This is a genomic window from Sporolactobacillus caesalpiniae (assembly GCF_040513385.1).
Lineage (GTDB): Bacteria > Bacillota > Bacilli > Bacillales > Sporolactobacillaceae > Sporolactobacillus.
This window is the reverse complement of sequence record NZ_JBEVCB010000003.1, coordinates 132516-158874: the sequence shown is the minus strand read 5'-3', so window position 1 is coordinate 158874 and position 26359 is coordinate 132516. Positions and strand designations below refer to the sequence as shown.

Sequence of the window (26359 nt, the reverse complement as noted above, 5' to 3'; positions counted from 1 at the left end):
AAATGATTTTTTCATAAAATAGCTTACATGATACTAAATGCTGTATCTTTTTGATCCGTTATGAACATATGGCCTGGTGAATGCGTAATCGCTAGTTCCGGTTTGGAAGCCATAACCGCTGCCTGAGGCGTGACCCCGCACGCCCAGAACACAGGAATTTCACCTTCACGAATGGTTACCGCTGCGCCAAAATCCGGATGCCCGAGGTCATGAATGCCAATTTTATCCGGATTGCCGAAATGAATCGGCGCTCCGTGCACGGATGGATAACGTGTCGTTACCTGTATCGCTCGAATGGCTTGCTCTTCAGACATCGGTCGCATGCTGACCACCATAGGCCCTTGAAAAACACCCGCGGATTTACATGGAATAGTCGTCCGATACATTGGCACATTGCACTGTTCCTCAATCTGGCGAACCGGAATATCATTTTCTAAGAGTGCTTGTTCAAAGCTGAAGCTGCAGCCAATCAGAAATGATACGAAGTCTTCCCGCCAGAAAGGACGTAAATCCGTCACCTCTGAATGCATTACCCCATTTTTGTAAATACGGTACTTAGGAATATCCGTCCTGATATCCGCGTGGTCAGCCATTAATTTTACGATTGGATCGCCCGTGTCCAGAACCTCTAGCAACGGACATGGCTTTGGGTTTCGCTGGCAAAACAGCAAAAAATCATAAGCATATTTTTCCGGCAGAATCACAAGGTTCGCCTGTGTATGGCCGTTGGACAAGCCGCTGGTCGGTTGGTCCCACTCTCCGGCACGAATCAATTCGCGGACGTCCGATGGTGATTTTTCCGCAAGTGCCAAATAGTCGATCATTTCGCTCATCTCCTAAGTTCACCCATGCCAGGCTTCAATCTTTATTCCGCAATTCTGCAGCTCGCTCCGAATCGTCGCGGCAAACGCAAGCGCGGCAGTACCGTCTCCGTGAACACAGATTGTTTCTGCTCGCAGCTTTATTTTCTCCCCTTCGGCTGTCGTCACCGTTCCCTCCTGAAGCATCTGCACAACTTGTTTTAGCGCTTGATTCGTATCGGTAATGAGCGCGTTCGGATGTGATCTGGATGTCAGCGATCCGTCCCGTTGATAGGTGCGATCAGCAAATGCCTCATAGACAACATGAAGTCCGGCTTTTTCGCCGACCGACGTTAAAAACGTTCCGTCCATACCGAACAGAAGCAAATCAGTAGTCACATCTGCAATCGCTTGAACGACTGCCTTTGCATATTTTTCTTGATCAGACGCCATATGATACAGCGCGCCGTGCGGCTTTACATGATTCAGTTTAACATCTTGTGCTTTCGCGACTGCCTGAAGCGCGCCAATCTGATAAACGACCATATCATAAACCTCAGAGGGGGTGACGTCCATTTCTCGTCTTCCGAAACCTTCTAGATCCGGAAGCCCCGGATGTGCGCCAACGGCCACGCCATTTTTTTTCGCGCGAGCTACCGTCCGCTGCATTTCCGAGAAATCACCTGCATGAAAGCCGCAAGCGACATTTGCAGATGAAATCAGCGGAAGAACCTGCTCATCATTTCCAATGACATAGTGTCCGAAACTCTCTCCTAGATCACAGTTCAGATCAACTTGGTTCATTTAAATCATTCCTTTTTAATCTCAGAAAATTGATGAGAATCCCTTTATTACAGATTGGACACCTGCATAGGCCATGAATACAACAATAATCCAACCGAAAATAGTGAGCCAAATAGGATGCTTATAGAATTCGCCCATTATCTTTTTCTTCGTCACAGCAACAAGCAAGATGGCTAAGGCAATTGGCAGAATCAATCCGTTAATTGCGCCAACCATAACAAGCACCTTGGCAGGACTGCCGATAAAATAGAAAACCGCTGTTGAAAAAACAATGAAGAAAATGATCAGATACGGACGCAATTTATGATAGATATTCGTTTCGCTCTCAGCTTTAGAATAATCCAAAAATGACACTGAAGTAAAGGTTGAACCTAAAGTAGACGTCATTCCGGCTGCAAGCAGAACTAACCCAAAGAATTTATATCCGAAATCACCCGCCGCCGCACTGAAAATGCTGGCTGCCGGATTAAGCGGATTAAGCTTGAAGCCCTCTGCAATGACAGCTAGCGCGGCCAGGAACAGCAGCACACGAATGATTGATGCAACACCGATTCCAGTTAATGCGCCTCCATTGATGTAACGAATGCTTTCTTTCCCTTTAAGTCCGCCTTCCAGCAATCTGTGTCCACCGGAAAAGGATATGTATCCGCCCACCGTTCCACCGACGATCGTCACAATGGAGTAAAAGTCAATATGAGAAGGTGCGAACGTATGAAGTGCCGCCTGTCCAACCGGAGGTGAACTGATTGCTACAATAAAAATAATCAGCAGGACTTTGACTGCTGCGAGCACTTGCACCGTCCGGTCCATGACGATTAGCGCGTTCCGAACAAGAAAAATAACCAAGGCAATAGCTCCGCCTATCAACGCACCATTTTCCGGGGTGATGCCGAACAGAACATTGAACCCAAGACCGACACCGCCGATATTGCCAATGTTAAACGTCAGGCCGCCAATAACAATTAATGTAGTGAGCAAATAGCCAAGGCCGGGCACCAGTTCATTGGCTATGGTTTGCGCTTTTTTCCCTGATACACAAATGATCCGCCAAATGTTCAGCTGAACACCGATATCAACCAAAATACACACAAGTATTGCAAAACCGAAATCCGCGCCAAGCTGTCCCGTGAACGCGGCAGTTTGAGTCAGAAAGCCAGGTCCGACTGCTGACATCGCCATCAAAAACGCTGCACCCATCGCGATGCCGAAAGCTGTATTTTTCTTTTTTACCACTTATATATCCTCCTAAAAAAATTATATAAAAATTATACATCATTCAAAATTATTTTCATATTACTTTATTTTTGTTAATTAATTATCGAATCAGAAAATACTCTGAACTAACCTTTTTACTAGTTCAATCGAGGCAAGCACGATTGTTTGACACCATAATGGCGTATGGTATACTTAATCCATTAAATGGCACATATTATTCCATATAGCACATATGTGCAGGTGAGGGTGATGAACATGAGTCCCGCGGATATTAAAAAAGAGTGTGCTAAGGAAGCCTTGGCAATTATTCCGAATCATTCGATCATAGGACTAGGCGGAGGAAGCACGATCAGCCACCTGATTCACTTTATTAAAGAAAAACAGAATTTCGACATTAAGATTGTCACTCCTTCCGCGCAAACTAAACTACTCTGCTTGGAGAATGGGCTACAGGTGCTTCATACAGAATGCGTTGGCCATATTGATCTGGCTTTTGACGGCTGCGATCAAGTCGATGCCCAGCTTAACGCTTTAAAGAGCGGAGGCGGGATTCACACGAAGGAAAAACTGATTGGAACGATGTCTGATGAGTATATTCTTCTCGTGGATGAATCCAAATATGCACCGATACTGACTTTTGAAAAGCCAGTGGTTCTCGAGATTTTGACGGACGCGCTTGCCTACGCTCGAAGCAGGGTCGAACAATTAGGCGGCAAACCAGCCATGCGGCGCAGCGGCGCAAAAGATGGATTTACAATTTCCGACAATGGTCACCCGTTAATGGATGTATCTTTTAACCAAGTGAATGATATTCGTAAACTGGATAACGATTTGCAGGCCATCCGTGGTGTAATCGACACTTCTCTTTTCGTAGATGTCGCAACAAAGGCTCTAATCGCCGGAGAAAATGGCATGAGATGGTTGAACAAGCCAAATCACGAGGTGTCACTATAATGAAAGAACTGAAATGGGCCATAATCGGTCCTGGGGCGATCGCTTCTGAATTCGCACAGACAATGCACGCCAACGGACGGAAGATCTATGGTGTCGGATCACGCAGCTTGGAGCGAGCACAAGTATTTGCGGATAAGCATTCTATTGATAAGGCATATGGAAATTATGATGACCTTTTAAATGATCCGAGTATTGATGTTGTTTACCTCGCGACCCCGCATTCCAACCACTACAGCTATCTGCTTAAGTGTTTGGAGTATGGCAAGCATGTCCTCTGTGAAAAGGCAATTACCGTAAGCAGCAGGCAACTTGATCCCGTCCTTCGTTTCGCTGAACAGAAAGGTCTGATCGTTGCTGAAGCGATGACGATTTATCATATGCCGCTTTATCAAAAATTAAAGGAAGTCGTCGAGAGCGGAGCAATTGGCGAAGTCAAAATGGTTAACGTAACCTTTGGCAGTCTAAAACCATATGAAGTAACCAGTCGTTTCTTTAATATGGATCTCGCCGGCGGGGCACTGCTTGACATCGGCACATATGCCCTTTCTTTTGCGCGGTTCTTCTTAAAGAGCCAGCCTAATGAAATTTTAACTACGGTTAAACCTTTTGAGACTGGTGTGGATGAACAATCAGGCATTATCCTAAAAAATCCCGATGATCAAATGGGTGTCATAACGCTCACAATGCGGGCAAAATTGCCAAAACGTGGACTTGTTACCGGCGATAAGGGCTATATCACTGTAGATAATTTTCCGCGGGCAGACAAAGCGACGATCACGTACCCAGATGGTCGTGTCAAACTAATTGAGGCCGGAAATACTGCCAAAGCAATGGTTTATGAATATGACTACATGAATGCCGTAGTTAATGCAGAGATTGAGGAACGGACGATTCCGTTCACCGACGGAGTGATGAAAATCATGACTAATGTGCGTGATCAATGGGGCATTCGTTATCCTTTTGAGTAACAAATGCGTTCCTTGCTGCGCACTGATGCATTGATTTTTAATCGTTTCAAAAAAAGAGAGCGTTTTCTTTTTCATTTTCGAAGGTCTGCATTACAATAGACATGTGATATTAATTACACCAACTATTGAAGGGAAGATGTGCAATGAGTATTCAAGACACAGTCCTGGAACACGCAGTAGACACTGACTATAAATTATATATTGGCGGCAAATGGGTTGAAGGTTCCGAGGGCAAGAAATTAGCAAGCTATAACCCTAGTACGGGTAAAAAGTTGACAGAATTCATAGACGCGAGCCACGCCGATGTAGACGCTGCCGTGGAAGCTGCTACAAAAGCTTTTGAATCTTGGAAAGAAGTCAGCATTCAAGAAAAAAGCACGATCTTGCTGAAAATCGCCGACTTGATCGATGAAAACGCCGACCGATTGGCACTTGTTGAAACGTTAGATAACGGTAAGCCGCTTCGCGAAACGAAAACAATTGACGTTCCGGCAAGCTCCGACCACTTCCGCTATTTTGCCGGTGTTATCCGTTCTGAAGAAGGAACAGCAAATGCACTTGATGAAAATACATTAACCATTAATTTAAAAGAACCTGTCGGTGTCGTCGGACAGATCGTTCCTTGGAACTTCCCATTGCTGATGGCAGCATGGAAGATCGCTCCGGCCATCGCCGCAGGCAACACGGTTGTTATTCACCCGTCATCATCAACATCATTGAGTCTGCTCGAATTGGCTAAGATCTTTGATCAGGCGCTTCCTGCAGGCGTTGTAAACGTTGTCACCGGGCGCGGTTCTGATTCCGGCGACTATATGCTCCATCACCCAGGCTTCGCGAAACTTGCATTCACGGGATCTACACAGATCGGATATGAAGTTGCCGCGGCAGCCGCAAAACGCTTAATTCCGGCAACACTCGAACTTGGAGGAAAATCCGCAAACATTTTCTTCGACGATGCACCATGGGAACGCGCGATTGAAGGCGCACAGCTCGGTATCCTGTTTAATCAAGGTCAGGTTTGCTGCGCGGGCTCACGAATCTTCGTTCAAGAAGGCATTTACGACAAATTTGTCAGCGCTCTAAAAGAAGCGTTCGAAAAAGTTAATGTTGGCCTTCCTTGGGAAGACGGCGTACAAATGGGGGCTCAAGTCAACAAACGTCAATTGGAAAAAATCTTGGACTATGTAAAAATAGGTCAGGATGAAGGTGCGAAGCTTGTAACCGGCGGATGCCAGCTGACCGACAACAACCTTGACAAAGGGGTCTTTATGGCGCCGACACTTCTTGCGGATGCAAACAACGATATGCGTATTGCGCAGGAAGAAATCTTTGGACCTGTTGCAACTGTAATCAAATTCAAGGATGCCGACGAAGCTATCAAGCTGGCGAACCAATCCGATTACGGACTCGGCGGCGCGGTATGGACGCGTGACATCAACAAAGCGCTTCGTGTGGCACGCAGCGTACGCACCGGCCGTATGTGGGTCAACACCTATAATCAGCTTCCTGCAGGCGCTCCATTCGGCGGCTACAAGAAATCCGGCATCGGTCGTGAAACCTATAAGAGTATCCTCGATGCCTATACACAAACGAAAAATATTTATATCAGCACAAAGGAAACGGTTGACGGGCTCTATTAATTAAGGCATAAGAAATATTCTATCGAGTAGGAGGAGATAATTTCTCCGACCTCTCACACCACCGTACGTACGGGTCCGTATACGGCGGTTCAATAGCTTAAGTGTACATGCTCGAACAGATGGACTAGATTTTTGAGTCCCACCTGTTCGAGTATTTTGTTTGTGATCGACCGATGTAAGATATGGCTACAGGCGATGCGCCAGTAGCCTTTTCGTGTATTTGCCCATTCCCATGCTTTTGGTTTTGGAACGTTAAGTTTCATGAGACTTTTATATCTCGTCTTGACTTTCTTCCAACGTTTCCAAATGATCTGGCGAATTCTTCGCCGGAGCCACTGATCAATATGCCGAATATAGCTCTTCATATAGCTTATGCCATAGTAGTTGATCCATCCTGTGGTTACTTCATTAATTTCTTTAACGATCCCACGGATGTTACCGCTTCGGCTTCTTTTCGTCAGTTGTTTGAGCTTTCGCTCAAAGCGCTTTTTCGACTTGATGTGGGGGCGAAATCCCAATCCCTGCTTGGTCGTGTGCAGGCAGAATCCAAGAAATTTAAGTTTCGTTGGGCTGCCGACCTGAGTTTTCTCCCGATTGACGGTTAGTTTCAGTTTATCTTCCAGAAAGGTGGTGATGCTCTTCATGACTCGTTCGCCCGCTCTTCTGCTTTTGACGTAGATCGTACAGTCGTCGGCATAGCGAACAAACTTATGTCCTCTTCGTTCCAGTTCCTTGTCCAGTTGATCAAGATAAATGTTGCCTAGAATGGGCGAGAGATTCCCCCCCTGGGGAACACCGGCCTCGGTCGGTACAACCTTTCCATTCGTATGCACACCACTGCGCAGGAACTTGCGAATGAGTTGAAGGACGATTTTGTCCTTAATCCGTTTTTCCACGCAATACATCAACTGATCATGATTCACTGTGTCAAAGTAGGCTTTTAAATCAAGATCCACCGCATATCTATATCCTGCTTCGTAGTAAGCCTTGACGCGTTTCATTGCGTTATGGGCACTGCGGTGCGGGCGGAAGCCAAAGCTGTTGTCTGAGAACGTCGGATCAACGATTCGTTCCATCACTTGAAGGATCGCTTGTTGCACCAGTCGGTCACAAACAGTCGGAACGCCAAGGTTTCTTTTTGATCCATCGGGTTTGGGAATTTCCACACGTTTTACCGGTTGTGGCTCGTACGAGCCATTCGTGATCTGTTGGATAAGCTCATCCCTATTTCGCATGAGAAAGGGAAAGAGTTCATCAACGGTCATTCCATCAATTCCGGCTGATCCTTTATTCGCCTTAACACGCTTATAGGCTCGATTTAAGTTCATTCGGTCGGTGATTCTCGTGATGAGATCATGCACACCATCTCTTCTTTCAGTTTCACCGTGAGTCGTACTGCACACTTCTACCGTACCTTCGGATTCCATCCTATTCTTCGATAGATAGCCATCTTTTGATGTTGTCTGTGATTGTCGCATGACTCACACCTCCGCTGCTTCCAAGATTACTATTGTTCAGCCCTTCGTCCTGTCGGACTACTATGGCTTCTGCTGACTTCTTACAGTTCACCAAACCATCACTGGCTCGGTTGCTTCTGTGGAAATTTTCTTTCCTCTTGTCGGAGGCCCCTGTAAGATCTCCCCGGGTAAGAACGACCGCTTTCCTTCCATGTGGCTGCTGCATATACTGTTTGAGATTCGGGCAGTATTGGACTTCACCTTGTTACGCAGGCTTATCCGTCTCTATTCAGCCTTAGTATGCAGTTCTTGTTCATCAGCCCAGAAGTTTGCCTCCGGCTTCCTTCAGATTCCACCTCACGGTGGACACCCTTGCCTTTGGCTAACAGTTCCTACTGCCAAGCCTGTAGCGGACTTTCACCGCCTAGCTGTCGTCCATGCCGGGCGCACATAAAAGCGGCGAATGTATGATACATTCGCCATTTTTATATTTATAATTAAATCTACCAAATTACTTGTATTTATGCTTGACAAACAGAAATGTTAAAGCTAAACTAAATTCAATTAAATAAATCTTATCAAGAGTGGCGGAGGGACTGGCCCGACGAAGCCCGACAACCAGCACAGTATCTTGTGTATGGTGTTAATTCCAGCAGATTAAATTCTGGCAGATAAGAAACGAATCGGCGTAAAGACCGTTTCCCTCTAAATTCTGCGGGAAGCGGTCTTTTAATCTGCTCGCACATCCTTTCTAAGATTTTATTTAATGAAAACACTCAAAGGTATAGGGAGAGATGAACATGGCAGAAGAAAGACAGTATGGGTTTGAAACATTGCAAGTACACGCAGGACAGGTGCCTGATCCTGCAACCGGCGCACGCGCGGTCCCGATTTATCAGACGACTTCATTTGTATTTAAAGATGCAGATGAAGCGGCAGACTTCTTTCAGCTTAAGAAGCCAGGCAACGTATACGCACGTATTATGAATCCTACAGAAGATGTCTTCGAGCAGCGGATCGCGCAACTTGAAGGCGGGTCGGCAGCTCTTGCCACTTCTTCCGGTTTGGCAGCTATTACCTATGCGATCCTGAATGTGGCAAGCAGTGGAGACCACATTGTCTCTGCTTCCACATTATATGGCGGTACTTATGAACTGTTTTCCGTAACATTGAAGAAACTCGGTATTGACGTAACCTTTGTTGATCCAGATGATCCTGAAAATTTCCGTAAAGCGATTCGTGACAATACAAAAGCAATCTACGGTGAAACGATTGGCAACCCGAAAATCAACATCCTCGACATTGAAGCGGTTGCTGATATCGCTCATGAGAATAAAATTCCTCTCATTTTGGATAATACCTTCGGAACACCTTACCTCCTTCGGCCAATTGAATTCGGTGCAGACGTCGTTGTCCACTCCGCCACTAAATTTATCGGCGGCCACGGCACAGCGATCGGCGGTGTCATTGTTGACGGCGGCAAATTCGATTGGAGAGCAAGCGGTAAATTCCCGGATTTCACCACTCCTGACAAAAGCTACGGCGGCCTCGTGTATGCCGATTTGGCACCAGCCGCATTTGCCGCGAAAGCGCGTGTTCAATTGCTTCGCAACACCGGTGCAACCATCAGCCCGCAAAACGCATTCCTGTTCCTGCAGGGTCTGGAATCACTATCGTTGCGTGTTGAACGCCATGTTCAAAACGCGCGCAAAGTTGCTGAATTCCTGAACAATCACCCGAAAATCACTTGGGTCAACTATCCTGAACTTGAAGGCAATCCATACAAAGAACTCGCAAAGAAGTATCTGCCAAAAGGCCCCGGCTCCATTTTCACATTCGGCGTCAAAGGCGGTTTGCAAGCCGGCAAGGCACTGATCAACAACGTTAAACTGTTCTCACTGCTCGCAAACGTTGCCGATGCAAAGTCCCTGATCATTCACCCTGCAAGCACCACACATGCCGAACTGACTCCTGAAGAGCAGGCGGTAACCGGTGTTACACCTGAACTCATCCGCGTTTCCATTGGTGTCGAAACGGTTGACGACATCATTTACGATCTGGAACAAGCGCTCGCAAAGATTCCTGACGCTGTAGCAGCAAACTAATCACCAAAAAAAGAGAGAACTGCCTTATGGGGGTTATGAAATAAAGAATGGGCCTGCAAATCATTTTTGCAGGCCCATTCTCATTTTACACTGGTTAGAAAATACTTATTTGCTTAAGCTGAATCGGCCTTTCTTGATCATTGTTTCAACACCGCCGATCTTCACCAGCGAACGATTTTCAATCACTTTCTTCATAATTGACGCCGGACGGCCTTTCAAATCTCTACCCATGATTTCTCCAACTGCATCATCTCTTCCTAGTGAACAAACCGTCCCCATGAATTTAAATACAAATGGCTTTGTCGGACGTCCATCAAGCATTGCGTTTAAATTATATGCAGCGCAGTCCGCCTGTTGCATCGCAATCTGCGCCGTTGTCGGATACGGACGTCCGCTTTCGGGGTTAACGACTGCCGAGCAATCCCCTATAATCAAAATAGTTGCATCATCCGCTACTGATAGATCATTAGTGACCATGACACGCCCACGTCGTTGGTCAAAGCCCGATTCACTGACCACAGAACTGCCGCTGACACCCCCGGTCCAAATAAACGTTCCCGCGCGTAATGTGTGCTCCTGATCACCAGCTTTGTAATAAATTTGCTCACCATCAATGCCGCTGACTCGGCCAATCACAAATATAACACCACGATCGCTCAGTTTATGGGCGCCATACTCAGCAAGATGCCGATTGAACATAGGGAGTGCGTTAGGCGTTGGTTCAATGCAGATAACCCGCACTAATTGTCGGTCGACTTGATAACGTTCAATCAATTTTGGAATGCGATGGGTCAGTTCCCCTAGGAATTCAAAGCTTGTAAATCCCGCTCCTCCAACAGCAATAATCAAATGCTCCGGCCGATGATCATTCGTCCATTTTTTAAACTCACCTTCAATGTGTGCTCTTATTCTCGTTACTGAAGGAATATCCGAAATAGACAATCCATAGTGATCCATCCCCGCTATGCCAAAATACTCCGGTTCAAAGCCTAAGCTGATGAGCAGGTAATCATAAGCAATCGGCTCGTGTTCCTGTAGAATCACGCGTTTGAATTTCCGATCCACGCGCGTAACCGTATCTTGGATGAATGTTGTTCGCTTTCGATCAATGACTAAATTAAGAGAATAACAGATTTCCTCAGCGTCCGCCGTACCTGCTGCGACCTCATGAAGAGAAGTCGTCTCACAATGGTAATCATTCTTATCAATAAGAAAGAGTTCAGCATCCGGTCTCATCTTCTGAAGTTTTTTCAATGCGCGCAATCCACCGTAACCCGCTCCCAAAATGACGATTCGTTTTCTATCCAAAATCATCCATCCCCTTTGACGGTATCGATAAATTCAGAGAATCCTTCATTCAATGATTCCGTCACATTTTGTTCACATTCCCTTATTTATTGTAGCCTAAAATGTAAACGCTTACAATACAATGTGCAAAATAAATGCCACCCCTTTAGACAGGATGGCATTCGGTTCCTTATAGAGGGCGTACGGGAATTGAACCCGCGATCATGGAATGAGAATCCATTGGCTTAACCACTTGCCCAACGCCCTATATTCATCGTGCACATTCCGTGGAAAACAGTTCATTCACACATTCAGCACGACAAATAGTATACCATAATCAGCATCGTTATTTCAAGTCTAATTTTGATGCGGGATTTGCTCTGCTTTAAACAATAGACTGCTTACCAATTCTTTTGATTACAAACCTTCGCCCACGATCTTCACCCCTGAACTGGCGCCGATACGCGACGCACCTGCTGCTATCATTGATTCAGCATCTGCCTTTGAGTGAATGCCGCCTGCCGCTTTAACGCCAATCTTTTCACCCACGGTCTTACGCATAAGTGCAACATCTTCAGGGGTCGCTCCCCCGGTAGAGAATCCTGTTGAGGTTTTCACATAATCCGCGCCTGCATTAACCGCCAGCCGGCAAACACGAACTTTTTCATCGTCGCTCAACAAACAGGCCTCAATAATAACCTTTACAAGTGCGCGCTTATTTGCCGCTTGCACGACGGCATGAATGTCAGCCTCAACACGTTCCTCTTGTCCGCTCTTCAGGGCACCGATATTGATCACCATATCGATTTCACCCGCGCCTTTTGAGATTGCGTCTTTGGCTTCAAATGCCTTCGTTTCCGCGGTTGATGCCCCAAGTGGAAATCCGATCACCGTGCATACCTCTACACTCGAATTCTTCAGTTGTTCTGCGGCGAATGCCACCCAGCATGGGTTGACACACACTGAAGCAAAGCCGTATTTCTTTGCTTCATCAGTCAGCTTGAGAATATCCGCTTGCGTCGCTTCAGGTTTTAACGCTGTATGATCAATATAGTTTGCGAGGTTGGTCATAGTAATCTCTCCTTTTTTACTCTGTCAATTAGTTTATAATCTGGTGAATGAGTTTCAGTCGATCTGCGCGCTCGGCAATGGTTATATTCTGATACAGCTTTCGCACGACTTGATCAACCTGTTTGGAATCCGAATGGATAGTTAGGAGGGACTCTCCTTTCACCACGGAATCGCCTACTTTCTTATGCAGGACAATTCCGGTCCCACGATTAATAGTATCATCTTTCGTTGATCTTCCTGCCCCGAGCAGCATAGCCGCTAGGCCAATCTGATCCGCCTTCAACGCGGCAACAACCCCAGACACTTTGGCCGGCAGCTCTATTTGAAAATCAGCTTGCGGCAATTGTTCCGGATGATCGGCGACGCTTGGATCGCCACCCTGATTTTCAATGAATTGCTTGAATTTGGCGAAAGCAAGTCCCTGTTTTAACGCTTGTTCAAGTTGTTTCCTGGCATCATCCAAATTCGGAGCTTTGCCCGCCAACGTGACCATCCGGCTGCCCAGTTCATAGACCAGTTCTTCCAAATCACTCGGACCCTTTCCTTGCAAGGTATCGATTGCTTCCTTAACTTCAAGCGCATTACCAATCGCAAACCCGAGCGGCTGGGACATGTCCGTAATCACGGCTGACGTTTTTCTTCCAACATGCCTGCCGATCTGAACCATCGTTTCCGCAAGGCGGATTGCATCCTTCTCATTTTTCATGAACGCTCCATCACCGCATGTCACTTCGAGAACGATCGCATCTGCACCGGCAGCGATTTTTTTGCTCATAATTGAACTCGCAATGAGTGGAATCGATTCGACCGAACCACTGACATCACGCAACGCGTACAGCTTTTTATCCGCAGGTACCAGGTCTCCTGTCTGGCCAATGACAGCAATATGATCACGATTTACACGTTTGACGAACTGATCACTGCTCATTTCAACAGAAAAACCGGGGATGGATTCAAGTTTATCAATCGTGCCGCCGGTAAAGCCAAGCCCGCGCCCGGACATCTTAGCCACCGGAACACCAATTGAGGCAACGAGTGGAGCCAGAACAAGCGTTGTCGTGTCGCCAACCCCGCCGGTCGAATGTTTATCCACTTTGATTCCGTCTATTGCCGACAGATCAACAGTGTCGCCGGAGTCAACCATCGCTCGAGTCAGTTCAGCGATTTCCAAGTCGGTCATATCTCTGAAATAGATCGCCATAGTCAATGCGCTTGCTTGATAATCGGGAATCGATCCGCTGACGTATCCTTCAATAAAAAAACGAATTTCTTCAGGAGTCAGGGCGAATCCATCTCGCTTCTTCGTGATTATATCGACCATTCTCATACCGGCTCACCTCGAATTCATTTTAGTGCATCTAAAGAAAAACGTAACGCAGCCAATTTATTTATTACTCAATTCCGCCAATCTCTTTTTCAAGCTAATTTGTGTAGAAAGCTTTCGCCCGTCTTTGGCTGTTCCACAGTGAAGTTCTCAGCAATCGTCGCTCCAAGGTCCGCAAAGGTCTTGCGAACAGGTAGCGCTTTTCCCGCCGCAAATGTCGGTGAATACACGAGCAGCGGAACAAATTCACGTGTATGATCTGTTCCTCTGAATCCCGGGTCGTTGCCATGGTCAGCAGTAATAATGAGTAAATCATCATCTTTGAGCTTTGGCAGAACCTGACCCAACTGCTTGTCGAATGCTTCGAGCGCCTTGCCGAAGAGTACCGGTTCCCTGCGATGACCGTATTTGGCATCGAAATCAACAAGGTTTGTGAAGCTGAGGCCATGGAAATCCCGATCCAGAATTGAGATCAACCGTTCCATACCATCCTCGTTGCTGACCGTATGCCAACCTTCCTTAATTCCCTGCCCACTAAAAATATCATTAATTTTGCCGATAGCAAACGTGTCGATTCCCGCATCTTGCAACAAATTGAGAACAGTCTTTTCTGGCGGAACTAATGTCAGATCGCGACGGTTAGCCGTGCGCTCGAAGTTATCTGCGTTGTCGCCGATATATGGGCGAGCAATCACGCGGCCAAGATGATAGGGCTCTTCAATGGTCAACTCACGTGCGTATTCGCAAATTTTATAGAGTTCTTCTAATGGTATAACAGCTTCATGGGCAGCAATCTGAAGCACCGAATCTCCAGATGTATAGAGAATCAGCTCGCCTGTCTTCATCTGGCGCTCGCCAAGTTTTTTGAGGATCTCCGTACCGCTGGCCGGTTTGTTCCAGATCACCTTTCGACCACTGAATGTCTCTATTTTATGAATCAGCTCATCCGGGAATCCATTTGGAAAGGTGCGCAGCGGTGTGAGCACGGGCAGACCCATCATCTCCCAGTGCCCGTCCATGCTGTCCTTTCCTGCGGATACTTCATGCATTTTGGTAAAATAGGCGAGCGGTTGTTCCTGCACCGATACGCCTTGAATTGGCTTTTCAGGACGAATATTTGATAACCCTAACTTGGCTAAATTCGGGACGCTCAAACCGTTCATCGCCTCTGCTGTATGTCCTAATGTATCGCAGCCCTCATCGCCGTACTTTGCGGCATCCGAGGCTTCACCGATGCCTACAGAATCGAGTACGATAATATGAATACGCTTAAATTTTTTAGTCATCTTATCCTCCTATAAACATGAGCAATCTTGTCTTTTCACGAACGAAATCTATAGTCTATTTTACCTCAACCGATAAGAAGCCGCAAAAAACTCCGGAACATTGACCACATTCCGAAGTTTTCTCTGGTCTACCTATTCATTTAAAGAGCCAATAGCTCTTGTTTATTTTTCGTTATACTTTCTTGATTCTTCTTTGAGGTGCACGAGATCAACCAACATGGAATGATAGGGCGCTTGAAGGCCGTTCTTTTCAGCAAGGCGAACAATCGCGCCGTTGATATAATCAACTTCTGTTGGACGGTTCGTACTCATGTCCTGATGCATGGAAGGGTAGTGAAGAGGATTGCTTACTTCGGATACGTACATGACCTCATCGACAAGTTCATCGCGACCTACTTCCAGCTTGAATCCTTCTGCGTCAATTGCTTCATAGGCTTCATAAATCAGCTTGCGCGACATTTCCTTGGCGTTCTTATAAGCAGCGAACTGACCCATTTTCATATTCATGAGCGTGCAGAGCGTATTTACAACGGAATTGAACACGAGTTTCGTCCAAACCGTACTCATATAATCCTTCTGAACAGTTGGGTGCATAAGCGCTTTTTCCATTTCATCGGCGACTTTATAAATAAAGTCATTGGGTTCACCCGCTACACGAACGATATGCGCATGACCGCCGCCGCGCTTGCCGATGAAATCAACTTTGCCCGGTCCCTTCATGACAGTCGCGATCATCGCCGTACCTGCGATAATACGCTCGCGAGGCACAAACTGCGCAATGTATTCCGCGCCGCCAAAGCCGTTCTGGTTTGTCATCACATACGTGTTCTCGCCAATGAAATGCTTACACCTTTCCATTGTTTCAACAGTGTGCATGTCTTTAACAAACACAATCGCGAGTTCCGGCGCTTCATGGTAGTCTTCAGGGTAGCTGACACTGACTTCGACGAACCGTTCGTCTTTTCCGTCGCGCCAAACGTGCACCCCACCGTTTTTCTTAATTTCTTCAACGTTTGGTTCCCATGTGTCTACAAAATGAACATCATTCCCTGCTTCCTGTAAAAGAACACCATACCTTAACCCCATCGCTCCTGCACCAATAACAACAATCTTCATCCTTCTCGTCTCCTTTTTCTGTGCATCTTTTTTGTCTTCTGTGCTTCTTCTACTACCTTGCTTATTTGCTCACCGATACGAAAAGCCCCATCCAGAAGTTTCTGAATGGGGCTTACCCAAGTCCCGTTCAGAGCGAAGAGGACTCGAGGCACATGCGGTCAATTGAACGACTGATGTACCGGAGTCCTAGCTAATCAAAATGACGACTACTTCATACGCTCTGGAACGAAACATTAGTATACCTTCTCTGAAGACAGTTTTTAGTGAGTGCTGTCAGTTTACACTTTCAAATTATTGATGTCAATAGAATTTTGAGAATATTTGTGTAAAAAAAACAGGCAAAGCCCGGTCCTTACTTCCGCAGGATGTGATGTCTTTCGCTAAATGCGGTTTTGAATCATCAAGCTTGTCTTGAACAAACAGTTCTAGTTCACGAATCATTTTGATCCTTGATTAAGTAACGTGGCCGGAATAAAATAAGCGGAGATTTTCCGGCTATTTGCATCATGGCGCTTGTTTTACAGGTAAATAAGGGTAATTTTTCCGCTTATGTACGGAAAAACCCTCTATTTTCACGTTTTTCGATGCGATAAGCGGAATTTCTCCGTCTATTTAAGCGATTTTTTCATGCATTTCCTAATTAAGCGGAATTTTTCCGCTTATTTATCAGATTAGGCACTTCCCTGATCGCCCAACCAAATCTTATGACCATATCGTCGTACCAACAAGGCAAAATGATAAACTTTCTAAACCTGTTAGAAAAACCGGGCACAGCCTGTTCCTTGGCTATCATTCTGCACGCGGCTTTGATCCATCAACCTTGAACTTGAACGACACTTCAGCTGCTCGCTTGCCGCAGGCGATCCGGGAGCCTCCTCATACATGCTCTTATCTGCGGGGTCTCCCCTGGCTCGCTGGTGCCGGTCCCTCAGATGTCCCGCGCCCCTCAAACGGGTCATGGATGTTTCTTTACTCTTGTAAAAAAAAGAAAAAGGTCCGATCACGGCCTAAACCGTTCACGAACCTTTTTATAAGCCGGCTGCATTTCAGTCGCTTAGTCTTTTAAATCGTTAATGGAATCAATGGATACATAAGAGGGAACAACCAGACCCAACTTCGTTCCTTTTAAATTCGGACCTAGGTCTGTGACTTGACTCTTAAACTGTTTCATGTAGTCCGCGTGTGTCGTCGGCAGCCACGCGGCAACAATTGCATCATCACTGCCCTTTGCAACGCCGGCCCACATCTGACCAGCACCGAGCTGTTCCATCGTCACGGTATAACCCAAATCTTCAAGAACAGCAGTTACAACATTCGTACTGGCAATTTCAGAAGCCCAAGCAACATAGCCCAGTTTAATTTTCTTTCCACTGACTTTCTTCGCGCCTTGAGTCCATTCATCGACCTTTTTCTGATTTTCTTTAACCCACTTGCGCGCAGCTTTATCAGCATCCGTACCTTTTTGAATATCGAGCATTACTTTACTCATATCATCCGGCGCCCATGAAAATTGATCGAGCACTTTTACCGCATTCGGATCTTTCTTATCAAAGCCCTTGTGGATGATTGTATGGATCTCCTCCGATTTACCGTAAATGCCCTTCGGATCCTTTAAATACTTTAAGTCATATTTTTGAAACATCCAGTGCGGCGTCCATCCGGTGACTACAATCGGTTGTTTCTTTTTGATTGCTTTTTCGAGAGAGGCAGTCATTGTCGCTTCAGATCCTGACTGCACGGTCCAATTGCTCAGTTCATAATCTTTAACTACTTGATCTGTCAACTTCATTTCCCCTGCGCCTGGATCGATACCGATTATTTTATGATCCACTTGATTGCCAAAAGAATCGGCACTTCCTGAACTCTGATTCTGACATCCGGTCAGGACTAATGCAACGAGCAAAAAAACACTAATGACAGTTACTTTTACGTTTTTCAAATTATAATTCTCCCTTTTTCTTATTTCGAGTATTTTGTGATAATCGATCCAGCATGATCGCAAGAATCACAATTGCAAGACCCGCTTCAACACCGATATCTATGCGCAGCGATGTCACGGCAAGATAAACATCGGCACCGAGTCCAGGTGCGCCGACAAGGGACGCCACGACGACCATGGAGAGGGAAAGCATGATACTTTGATTCACACCTGCCATTATCGTCGGCGCAGCCATTGGAATCTGCACTTTAAAAAGCTTTTGCCAAATCGTTGATCCAAATGCATTAGAAGCCTCAATTAAATCAGGCGGCACTTGGCGAATACCTAATCCAGTCATACGGATTGTCGGCGGCATAGCAAAGACAATCGTCGCCACAACACCCGGAGGCATTCCTGTTCCAAATAAGAAAATGGCGGGGATAAGATAAACAAACGACGGCATGGTCTGCATAAAATCGAGAATCGGCGTGACCACGCGATGAAAGGTTGTATTGATTCCTGCCCAAATACCGAGCGGAAGACCAATGATAATCGAAAGGACAACCGAGGTCAGCACAAGCGCGAAGGTCTGCATCGCATGCACCCAATAGCCTAAATCATAAATAAGAATGAGTCCGACTAATGTAAAAAGAGCAACACCGATTCCCCTGCGCCAAAACGCAATTCCGACAAAAATCAAAATAAAAACGACCGGCGTCATGAACGTAAATAGCCAAACCAGACTGTCTACAAAGCTTTGGATACCTGTCGCGATATAGCCGAAAAACGTATCGCAGTAACGTGTAATAAATTGAATGAGCAAATCAGCCCAATGACCAATAGGTATTTTCGGTAATGGGGTAGTAGTCAAGAGTTTTTCACCTTCTCATCATTAATTAACGGTTTATTGCCCGCAAGCGCATTGATAATCGCACCGCGCCGCACAAGTCCGCGCAGCTTGCCTTGTTCATCAACAACTGCTAATGGAAGGGACGACTTTGAGATGTCTTCAAATAGATCAGCAAGATGCGTGTCCAACCCAACCGGATTTACCTTGCATACGATATCGCGTGCGCGTGTTCCTGTTTCTACCGCTTCCGCTGCGTCATCAGCGTCCACAACACCAAGAAACTTTTGATTGCGATCCACAGCAAAAATACTTGATATTCCGTTGTCATTCATTAGCTGCAGAGCAACACGTGCGCCGCGATCAATCAGCATCGCATCGGCGCGGCTCATGATGTTTCCCGCTGTGATGACTTTGGACAGATCAACATCCTCGACAAAATGTTCGACATAATCGTTTGCCGGATTCATGAGAATCTCTTCAGGAGTGCCAATTTGAACGATGCGCCCATCTTTCATCAAAGCGATGTGATCACCAATACGCAACGCTTCATCTAAGTCGTGCGTGATAAATACAATGGTTTTTTGCATCTCATTTTGCAGGTCCAACAACTGATCCTGCATTTCTTTGCGGATCAAAGGATCAAGCGCGCTAAAGGCCTCATCCATGAGCAGTATATCTGTATCACTGGCCAATGCACGCGCAAGGCCAACGCGTTGCTGCATACCACCAGATAATTGATTTGGAAAACTGGCTTCGTATCCCTTAAGTCCGACAAGTGCCAACGATTGATAGGCACGTTTTGTTCGCTCACTTTTATCCACGCCTTGAATTTCCAGACCGAAAAGCGTATTTTCAAGAATGGTTCGATGTGGAAAAAGCGCAAAGCCCTGAAAAACCATGCTGATTTTTTTACGACGAACCTGCCTCAAGCCTTCCGCGTTCATTCGAGTGATATCCTCACCATCAATAAAAATACGCCCGGATGTCGGTTCAATTAACCGATTAAGAAGCCGAACCAATGTAGATTTTCCACTGCCGGATAGACCCATAATCACAAAGATTTCACCTGATTCAACTGAGAAACTCGCATCGGCAACGCCCACATTTAAGTCTGTCTTTTCTTTGATCGCTTTTTTTGAAAGTCCCTTTTTCAAGAGATCTAAACCGCGTTGCGGATTTTTGCCGAAAATTTTCATCGCTTGTTTCACTTCAATTTTTTTCATTTAAACACCTCGTTTTTTTCTGGACTTTATCAAGCACCCGCTATTTATAAAAGGTCCCATGGCGTTTCTCAAACACGATGCGTATAGCACTGTATTAATCGTAGCATAATTATTTATACAGTTCAAACTGTACAATCAGATAATACAATGTATACTGTATAATGTATTGGCATTTCCAAGCGAAATGAGATTGTTGTTATTCCGTTGCATTTCGTTCTTTTCAGAGCACTAATCAACGTTTACAATGTAGTATAGTGAAATTTTCTTTTAAGTTGGTGAATAGGTTGGATCATGCAGAAATCGTTGAAAATATAAGGGAAAGAGTCATTGAATCCGTTTCTCAAAATATGTACCTATACGGTGTTTCACCATCAATCGGTCGTCTTTACGGCACATTATTTTTTAATGGCGCTCCCATGACCTTGGATGATATGAAGGAAGAATTGAGGATGAGCAAGACAAGTATGAGCACCTCAGTTCGTACACTTACTGAATTGAATATGGTTGAACGTGTTTGGAAAAAAGGGGTTCGAAAAGATCTTTATGAAGCTCAAGAAGATTGGTATCAGATTTTTACCGATTTCTTCTCAAATCAGTGGCGCAAAGTCACCTCATTGAACGCTAAAGCTGTACGTCAATCGCTTAAAGAACTAAACGATTTAATGAAAAATCAGGATCTCACTGAATCCGAAAAACAGCTGATCCAGACAGATATTGATAAATACCAATATATCTTGAATTATTACGAATGGTTAAATCGTCTGTTTGATTTTCTTGAAAGTGATGAACTTTTTGAAATAATTAAGAAAAAAGCGAACGATGACCAATAATTTAACTCTGAGCGATGTTCGTCCTCAACACAATCTAATTCAAACAAAACCAATGCCGTGCACCTACATCCGCGAATACAGTGGTATGCAGGTGTACTTTTCTTTAATTTGCCCTACTGGGTATACTATCTGAGGCTGCGGCAGTACGCATACCTCCGTTGTTTCTGAGACAACGCGTGTTTAGTCTGTTCATTCGAACGTATTACTATTCATTCCACCGTATAGCTGTCATCCTTGCGACGCACCAAAAAAGCAGCTCCGCTTTTGACAACGGAACTGCTTTTTATATTTATTCAAGACTGACTATTTAGAAGGTGTTCAAAAAGTCCGGGAAAAAGGTAATGAGGATCTTCTCGGCTCTTTTTGTCCTCCTTTTTGAACAGACTCTATTATTTATTTTGCAGCTGGCTGAGGAAGTTCAACTTCAGCGCGGCCGAGGCTTTCGCCATTGACTGCGGCATTGAAGTTGTCGTAGCTTGTTGAAATCATGTTTGAAACGGCTACATCGGTCATCGCAGCAACGTGCGGCGTGATCAATACCTTAGGATACAATTCGATCAATTCTTTGATCGTAGCATCCGGGAATTCAGTGCCGTCGGAGAAGTCTTTGCCGAAGAAGCGTGCTTCGTCAGTCAATACGTCGGCGCCGAAACCTTCGAGCTTGCCGCTCTTGATTCCTTTAACAACAGCAGCTTCGTCAACGATTTCGCCGCGAGCAGTGTTGATCAGAATTGCGCCGTCTTTCATTTTGCTGATGAAGTCTTCACCAACAAAGTTTTCATTTTTGCCAGGGAAGTATGGAAGGTGCAGGCTGACGATATCAGATTCAGCAAGCAGTTCATCCAATTCCTTGAATTCAACCAATTTCTTGGCGAAGTCGCTTTGGAAGATATCATAGCCGAGCAATTTCGCGCCAAGACCTTTATACAGCTCTGCTTCGACACAGCCGATATGGCCGGTTCCGACGATACCAACAGTAATTTTATGAACTTCGTGGCTGAAGTTCGTTTCTGTTACCTTGAAGTTCAATTTAGAAGTGCGGGCAGTCGTATAAACTGTGTGACGAAGGAGTGCTGTACCAAGATAAACAGCCAGTTCCGCAATCGCGTTCGGTGAGTAAGCAGGAACGCGGGCCACCTTCAATCCGAGATCGGAAGCTGCTTGCAGGTCGATATGGTTGAATCCGGCAGTACGCGTAAATACGTATTTAATACCGTATTCGCTGAATTTTTCGAGGTTTGCGCGGTCTGCAAGACAGTTAACGAAAAGCAGCACGCCGTCGTGACCTTGTGCGAGATCGCCATTGTCGGCAGTCAACAAATCATTAACCAAAGTCAATTCGTAACCGTATTTGTTCAATTCACTGTACAAATGTTCTTCGTAAGGTTCTACACCGTACGCAATGATTTTAAAAGCCATGCTCAAACATCCTCCTAAAGAAAGTTTATTCTACACCCGATATTTCTGAACATCGGGGATGTAACCGGAACAGCTTAATTTATTCGTGATTCGTTTCACAATATACAAAAAAAGTTTTCTCTTTCTCTTCACAATTTATTCAACGCGTCTTCGTTTAGACACAAAAGTGTGAATGATTAGGGAATCTTTTTTCACATAAAATTATAACACCACACTCTGTTAGCGACAATCTGCTAATGTGCAAAAAAAGTGATCTTTTTGTGAATGATGAACTTTTGAGTGCCTGCTTCTCCTGTTACGGCCTTTGAAAACAGCGCCGTCATTCGGATTGCTGTATGAAAATAAATGAAAAAATGTTTCCTAAGGCAATTGAAAAACCCGCCCCAAATTCGTCCTTTTTTTCATTCAATAAGCCCAGTGATTAGATAATTTGGATTCAACAAACCTCTTGTGTATACTTTCTTACCCATGAAAAAAGTTATTCACGGTGTTGGTTCCATGAATAACTTCAGCAAATACGTGCTTATTTAATTATTCCTTTTCAAAAGAAGATGTATTTATAATTGGATCAAAGTTAATGACTTCTATGATGATCGGTGTTCCTTTGGCAATATCCGATCCTTCGGGCACTGTAATTAATAGATTTCCAACTCCGTTCTCACCAGCTGTATACGCAAAATTGTCCGCCATTTGAACAACACCATTAATATAAACATTGAGATAACTATTATCAAGCTCTAATGCCGGAAACGATTCAACAGGCGCGCCCTCGTCATCAAAGAACTTAGTCGTATCAATTTTCACTACGGTTTCCTCGGGTATCACTTGCTCCAGTTCATAGAAAAAACGAGTAACCGATGGTGCTACCTTGATGCTGCTTTTCGCCTCAAAAACGGGCTTAATGATTTTAAGACCCATCTTATTTCCCCCTTTGATCGATAGATATCAGCTAACCTTGAGAAGTTGTCGCATAACTGAATCTGCCTAATCCCTCATACTTACCGATTTATTACACCATATGCTTGAGGAGGAAAAGGGCTATCCACGAAAGCCAATTAAGCGAAAAGATAAGAAAATAACCCAAAGAAAACACAGTTCATGCAACAAATAAGACAGCGTTTTGTGGCCAGTATCCGCTAACGCCACCCGCTCAGCTTTTACCTCTTCGTCTGAATGTCAAATGGTACTCACTTTATCCGACGCGGTTCATATACTTTAATACGAGGGGGGGAAAATAAAGATGGAAAATATGTTTTCTTCAAAAAAGGCATCATTCATTCCTCAGCCGTTTCTGTCACTCCCGAAAGCACAATGCGGTCCGAAACGGCTTTTTATCCATCCGCAACAGGTGGATGCGCTCACATTTTATACATTATCCGACGGACAAAAAAGAGTTTACACATCCGTTGACGCACTGCATGGACATGGCACAAACATTATTTTAAACCCTGATGAAGTGTCTTACATGAATTTGTTCATTAATGGCATTTTACAATCCAAACAGAGTTATGACGTAATTAACGGACAGTTGGTGATCCATACTGAAGACATCCCCATTAAAGGTACCCCTATTATTCTGCAGATGCTGTCGATTCGTTAACATAAAACCCAGTGGATTAGGCTCCAGATTCCATACTTTTTTGCGAATGGTGTTTCTTTTCGATCACCTTCGAGATAAAGAAAATCATACACACTTTTCATTCCACCCTTTCTGCATGAAAACCAAATACATACACGAAAAGGTGTTCATGAGCGTCACAAAAAGCCCATATCTTGAATAGGATACAACTATCTATTTTATTATATCCTTAATAGCTCTGCGCTTGAAAAACACATCTTTTCACAACATGGATCCTAGTAAAAAAGATCACAATGGGGATGATTTATCTACATGACGGACAACGGTCAACTTATCCAGAGAGAATTAGATTATCTAAAGGGCATAAAAAACAAATCAGTAGGAATTATTAGTACAACGGCTAGAAAATCAAATGGATTACGTACATTGCCAAGAAGATCCGCAATGGGCTTTACGGCGATAAGCTTTTTGGTAACAGAAGTAGAACAAGCACGCACTTGCCTATCCGCCTTAGATGGTCGGGTCGACTATATATTAATTGATATTGAAGAGAAGCAGGGCTTGTCTCTTATTCGTGAAGCAAGACAAATCATAAAACTATCTAAAGTTATTACCTGCAAACCGAACGATGCAACGATAGAGTCCTGTGATCTGCTTATACGGCATCACTATCAAGACACATTGGAAAATAAATCCGTGCTGGTTATTGGTTCCGGAAATTTAAGTACAAAAATAGCCTTAAGGCTGGCTGAGCGCCAAGCAAACGTGTATTTGCATAGTAGAAACTATCAAAAGTCCGTTAAAATTGCCGACTCATTAAATTTAATTATCCCTAAATTTTCTCCCAAAATCCAAGCAATTAAAAAACCTAATGAGAAGTATACGATCATTCTATCTTTTTTGTCTGCCGAAGAAATTATTGGTGAGGACTATTTGTCACTATTAAATGAGCATTCATTAGTGATTGATGGCGGAATAAATAATTTTAAATCGGCATTCATTCAAGGGGCTCTGGAAAAAGGTATCACGTGTTACCGACTAGATGTCCGAATTGCTTTTTTATATAATCTGCTTCTTCTCAGCGATGAAGTCGAGTTATTTTTTTCAAAAGTAATGGGCCGCATAAAGGATCCGAGTAAAGGATATGATCTAGTATCCGGGGGAGTTATCGGCAATAACGGTGATGTTATTGTTGATCAAGTGATAAAGCCCACTCAAGTTGTCGGCGTTGCGGACGGATTAGGCGGAGTGAAACGTGAACTCGATTATTCTAACGATGAAAAGCGAAGAGTAGTCGAACTCTTAAACCATTTAAAAGGTCATCAAAAGTAAAGAATTTTTCAGCTTTTTCATTAGTCATCCGGCACCAGCCATTTCCCATTTCATGAGACAAATAAACTGGGTCTTTAACACAATTAAAAGTGCAGGGAGCATAGTTCTCCCTGCACTTTTATGGTCGTTGACGAGATCGGTAACTCGTTTGTCCTTCCATTATCAGCGGGCAACACGTTTATTATATGAATCCGTCTTTCTCTAACATCGCTTTGATCTCTTGTTTACTCATTAACCCCTCTTTGGAACTGTATTCTGCAATTTTTGCCGCGGGATAGCTTGCGTAGTGTTCTTCCACACCCTCAATCGGGAGGGTTGGAAGAATCACATAATACTGATCGCTGTAAACAATGGTTTTCCTACTTTCATTTAAAGAAAGCAGCAGCTCATGAATTTTTTCTCCCGGACGAACACCAAGTGTCTCAATCGTTATCTTTGTTCTCCCTGAAGCGTCAATCAGCACCTGTGCCAGATCACTAATTTTACAGGAAGGCATTTTCATGACAAAGGTTTCTCCGCCAACGCTTTCATAAGTGGCCTTCAAAACAAGCTTAATTGCGTCTTGCACAGACATGAAAAAGCGCGTCATTTGAGGATCGGTAATGCCAATCTTATTTCTTTGTTCCATCTGGCTTTTAAAGACATGGATGACACTCCCGTTTGTTCCTAATACGTTTCCGCCACGGACACAGACAAATTTCGTTTGCCCTGTCAATGTATTTGCATGAATAATTAACCGCTCGCCCATTGCTTTTGAAAACCCGTAAAAATTTAGTGGATCTGAAGCCTTGTCTGTTGAGATATACACCACTTTTCTCACGCCGCAATGAATCGCTGCATCAATGACATGCTGCGTACCGATCACATTTGTTTTTAACGCATCAAGCGGTTGCTCTTCACAAACAGGGACATGCTTTAATGCTGCCAGGTGAAAGATATAATCCACTCCTCGGCAAGCTTCAATAAGCGCGTCCTTTTCTCGTATATCGCCTATAATAAAACGCAATCGGGATTCTCCATCGAATACTTGTTTCATAATGAATTGATTGTTTTCATTGCGTGAAAAAATCCTAATTTCCTTTGGTCCTTTATCTAATAGTTGCTTTACTAACTCATAGCCCCACGATCCCGTTCCACCCGTTACAAGGATGGTCTGATTGTTCAACACGTCCTATGCCTCC

At 44.7% G+C, this 26359-nt stretch carries 22 protein-coding genes, 1 tRNA gene and 1 riboswitch; of the genes, 7 read left to right on the top strand and 16 right to left on the bottom strand.

Annotated features, from left to right (window positions below; genetic code table 11):
- Positions 1-23: 23 nt before the first annotated feature.
- From ABWW58_RS06880 to ABWW58_RS06870, 3 genes are read right to left on the bottom strand one after another with little or no spacing between them, the layout of a single operon-like run.
- The gene (locus ABWW58_RS06880) at positions 24-824 is read right to left on the bottom strand and encodes a putative hydro-lyase (protein WP_093671174.1); all 801 of its coding nucleotides are present in this window, start codon (positions 822-824) and stop codon (positions 24-26) included.
- Between the two features lie 18 nt (positions 825-842).
- On the bottom strand, positions 843-1604 hold the full coding sequence (locus ABWW58_RS06875) for a LamB/YcsF family protein (RefSeq protein WP_353868422.1): 762 nt from the start codon (positions 1602-1604) through the stop codon (positions 843-845).
- Between the two features lie 21 nt (positions 1605-1625).
- Positions 1626-2837: an NRAMP family divalent metal transporter gene (locus ABWW58_RS06870; RefSeq protein WP_353868421.1), complete on the bottom strand. Its 1212-nt coding sequence runs from the start codon at positions 2835-2837 to the stop codon at positions 1626-1628.
- Between the two features lie 231 nt (positions 2838-3068).
- Between ABWW58_RS06870 and rpiA the strand changes: the two genes are divergently transcribed.
- From rpiA to ABWW58_RS06855, 3 genes are all read left to right on the top strand, one after another.
- Positions 3069-3773: a ribose 5-phosphate isomerase A gene (rpiA, locus tag ABWW58_RS06865; protein ID WP_353868420.1), complete on the top strand. Its 705-nt coding sequence runs from the start codon at positions 3069-3071 to the stop codon at positions 3771-3773.
- The gene (locus ABWW58_RS06860) at positions 3773-4741 is read left to right on the top strand and encodes a Gfo/Idh/MocA family protein (RefSeq protein ID WP_353868419.1); all 969 of its coding nucleotides are present in this window, start codon (positions 3773-3775) and stop codon (positions 4739-4741) included. Before rpiA ends, ABWW58_RS06860 begins: the two co-directional genes overlap by 1 nt.
- 143 nt (positions 4742-4884) lie before the next feature.
- Complete coding sequence (locus tag ABWW58_RS06855) at positions 4885-6381, top strand: aldehyde dehydrogenase family protein (protein WP_353868418.1); 1497 nt, start codon at positions 4885-4887, stop codon at positions 6379-6381.
- 89 nt (positions 6382-6470) lie between these two features.
- Here ABWW58_RS06855 and ltrA read toward each other — a convergent pair whose 3' ends face one another.
- Positions 6471-7859 (bottom strand): group II intron reverse transcriptase/maturase, encoded by a 1389-nt coding sequence (gene ltrA, locus ABWW58_RS06850; RefSeq protein ID WP_353867335.1) that lies wholly within the window; start codon positions 7857-7859, stop codon positions 6471-6473.
- 551 nt (positions 7860-8410) lie between these two features.
- Positions 8411-8516, top strand: a riboswitch (SAM riboswitch).
- A 122-nt stretch (positions 8517-8638) separates the two neighbouring features.
- Here ltrA and ABWW58_RS06845 point away from each other — a divergent pair.
- On the top strand, positions 8639-9943 hold the full coding sequence (locus ABWW58_RS06845) for an O-acetylhomoserine aminocarboxypropyltransferase/cysteine synthase family protein (protein ID WP_093671163.1): 1305 nt from the start codon (positions 8639-8641) through the stop codon (positions 9941-9943).
- 105 nt (positions 9944-10048) lie between these two features.
- Here ABWW58_RS06845 and ABWW58_RS06840 read toward each other — a convergent pair whose 3' ends face one another.
- The 9 genes from ABWW58_RS06840 to ABWW58_RS06800 all read right to left on the bottom strand — a co-directional run bounded on the left by ABWW58_RS06840 (position 10049) and on the right by ABWW58_RS06800 (position 20018).
- On the bottom strand, positions 10049-11251 hold the full coding sequence (locus tag ABWW58_RS06840; RefSeq protein WP_353868417.1) for an NAD(P)/FAD-dependent oxidoreductase: 1203 nt from the start codon (positions 11249-11251) through the stop codon (positions 10049-10051).
- 174 nt (positions 11252-11425) lie between these two features.
- Positions 11426-11497, bottom strand: a tRNA-Glu gene (locus tag ABWW58_RS06835).
- A gap of 150 nt (positions 11498-11647) precedes the next feature.
- Positions 11648-12301 carry a deoxyribose-phosphate aldolase gene (deoC, locus tag ABWW58_RS06830; RefSeq protein ID WP_353868416.1) on the bottom strand — a complete coding sequence of 218 codons (654 nt, stop codon included), beginning with the start codon at positions 12299-12301 and terminating at the stop codon, positions 11648-11650.
- A 28-nt stretch (positions 12302-12329) separates the two neighbouring features.
- Positions 12330-13628: a pyrimidine-nucleoside phosphorylase gene (locus ABWW58_RS06825; protein WP_353868415.1), complete on the bottom strand. Its 1299-nt coding sequence runs from the start codon at positions 13626-13628 to the stop codon at positions 12330-12332.
- Positions 13629-13717: 89 nt separating this feature from the next.
- Positions 13718-14911, bottom strand: a complete 1194-nt coding sequence (locus ABWW58_RS06820) for a phosphopentomutase (RefSeq protein ID WP_353868414.1) — start codon at positions 14909-14911, stop codon at positions 13718-13720.
- Between the two features lie 162 nt (positions 14912-15073).
- On the bottom strand, positions 15074-16027 hold the full coding sequence (locus ABWW58_RS06815; protein ID WP_353868413.1) for a ketopantoate reductase family protein: 954 nt from the start codon (positions 16025-16027) through the stop codon (positions 15074-15076).
- A 1054-nt stretch (positions 16028-17081) separates the two neighbouring features.
- Positions 17082-17966: a glycine betaine ABC transporter substrate-binding protein gene (locus ABWW58_RS06810; RefSeq protein ID WP_353868412.1), complete on the bottom strand. Its 885-nt coding sequence runs from the start codon at positions 17964-17966 to the stop codon at positions 17082-17084.
- A gap of 1 nt (position 17967) precedes the next feature.
- On the bottom strand, positions 17968-18816 hold the full coding sequence (locus ABWW58_RS06805; RefSeq protein WP_445783416.1) for an ABC transporter permease: 849 nt from the start codon (positions 18814-18816) through the stop codon (positions 17968-17970).
- Positions 18813-20018, bottom strand: a complete 1206-nt coding sequence (locus ABWW58_RS06800; protein WP_353868411.1) for a quaternary amine ABC transporter ATP-binding protein — start codon at positions 20016-20018, stop codon at positions 18813-18815. Before ABWW58_RS06800 ends, ABWW58_RS06805 begins: the two co-directional genes overlap by 4 nt.
- A gap of 275 nt (positions 20019-20293) precedes the next feature.
- Between ABWW58_RS06800 and ABWW58_RS06795 the strand changes: the two genes are divergently transcribed.
- Positions 20294-20848, top strand: a complete 555-nt coding sequence (locus ABWW58_RS06795) for a GbsR/MarR family transcriptional regulator (RefSeq protein ID WP_353868675.1) — start codon at positions 20294-20296, stop codon at positions 20846-20848.
- A gap of 393 nt (positions 20849-21241) precedes the next feature.
- On the opposite strand, the gene ABWW58_RS06790 is transcribed toward ABWW58_RS06795, so the two are convergent.
- Together ABWW58_RS06790 and ABWW58_RS06785 are read right to left on the bottom strand one after the other, a co-directional pair.
- The gene (locus tag ABWW58_RS06790) at positions 21242-22267 is read right to left on the bottom strand and encodes an NAD(P)-dependent oxidoreductase (protein WP_353868410.1); all 1026 of its coding nucleotides are present in this window, start codon (positions 22265-22267) and stop codon (positions 21242-21244) included.
- A gap of 531 nt (positions 22268-22798) precedes the next feature.
- The gene (locus tag ABWW58_RS06785; protein WP_353868409.1) at positions 22799-23185 is read right to left on the bottom strand and encodes a DUF4183 domain-containing protein; all 387 of its coding nucleotides are present in this window, start codon (positions 23183-23185) and stop codon (positions 22799-22801) included.
- Between the two features lie 322 nt (positions 23186-23507).
- Between ABWW58_RS06785 and ABWW58_RS06780 the strand changes: the two genes are divergently transcribed.
- Entirely contained in the window at positions 23508-23867 is a 360-nt protein-coding gene (locus ABWW58_RS06780; protein WP_353868408.1) for a DUF4183 domain-containing protein, read from the top strand.
- Positions 23868-24158: 291 nt separating this feature from the next.
- A complete protein-coding gene (locus ABWW58_RS06775) occupies positions 24159-25178 on the top strand; it encodes a Rossmann-fold NAD(P)-binding domain-containing protein (protein WP_353868407.1) in 1020 nt (339 codons plus the stop codon).
- A 181-nt stretch (positions 25179-25359) separates the two neighbouring features.
- Here the strand turns inward: ABWW58_RS06775 and ABWW58_RS06770 are convergent, their stop codons facing one another.
- Positions 25360-26346, bottom strand: a complete 987-nt coding sequence (locus ABWW58_RS06770) for a polysaccharide biosynthesis protein (protein WP_353868406.1) — start codon at positions 26344-26346, stop codon at positions 25360-25362.
- Positions 26347-26359 lie beyond the last annotated feature (13 nt).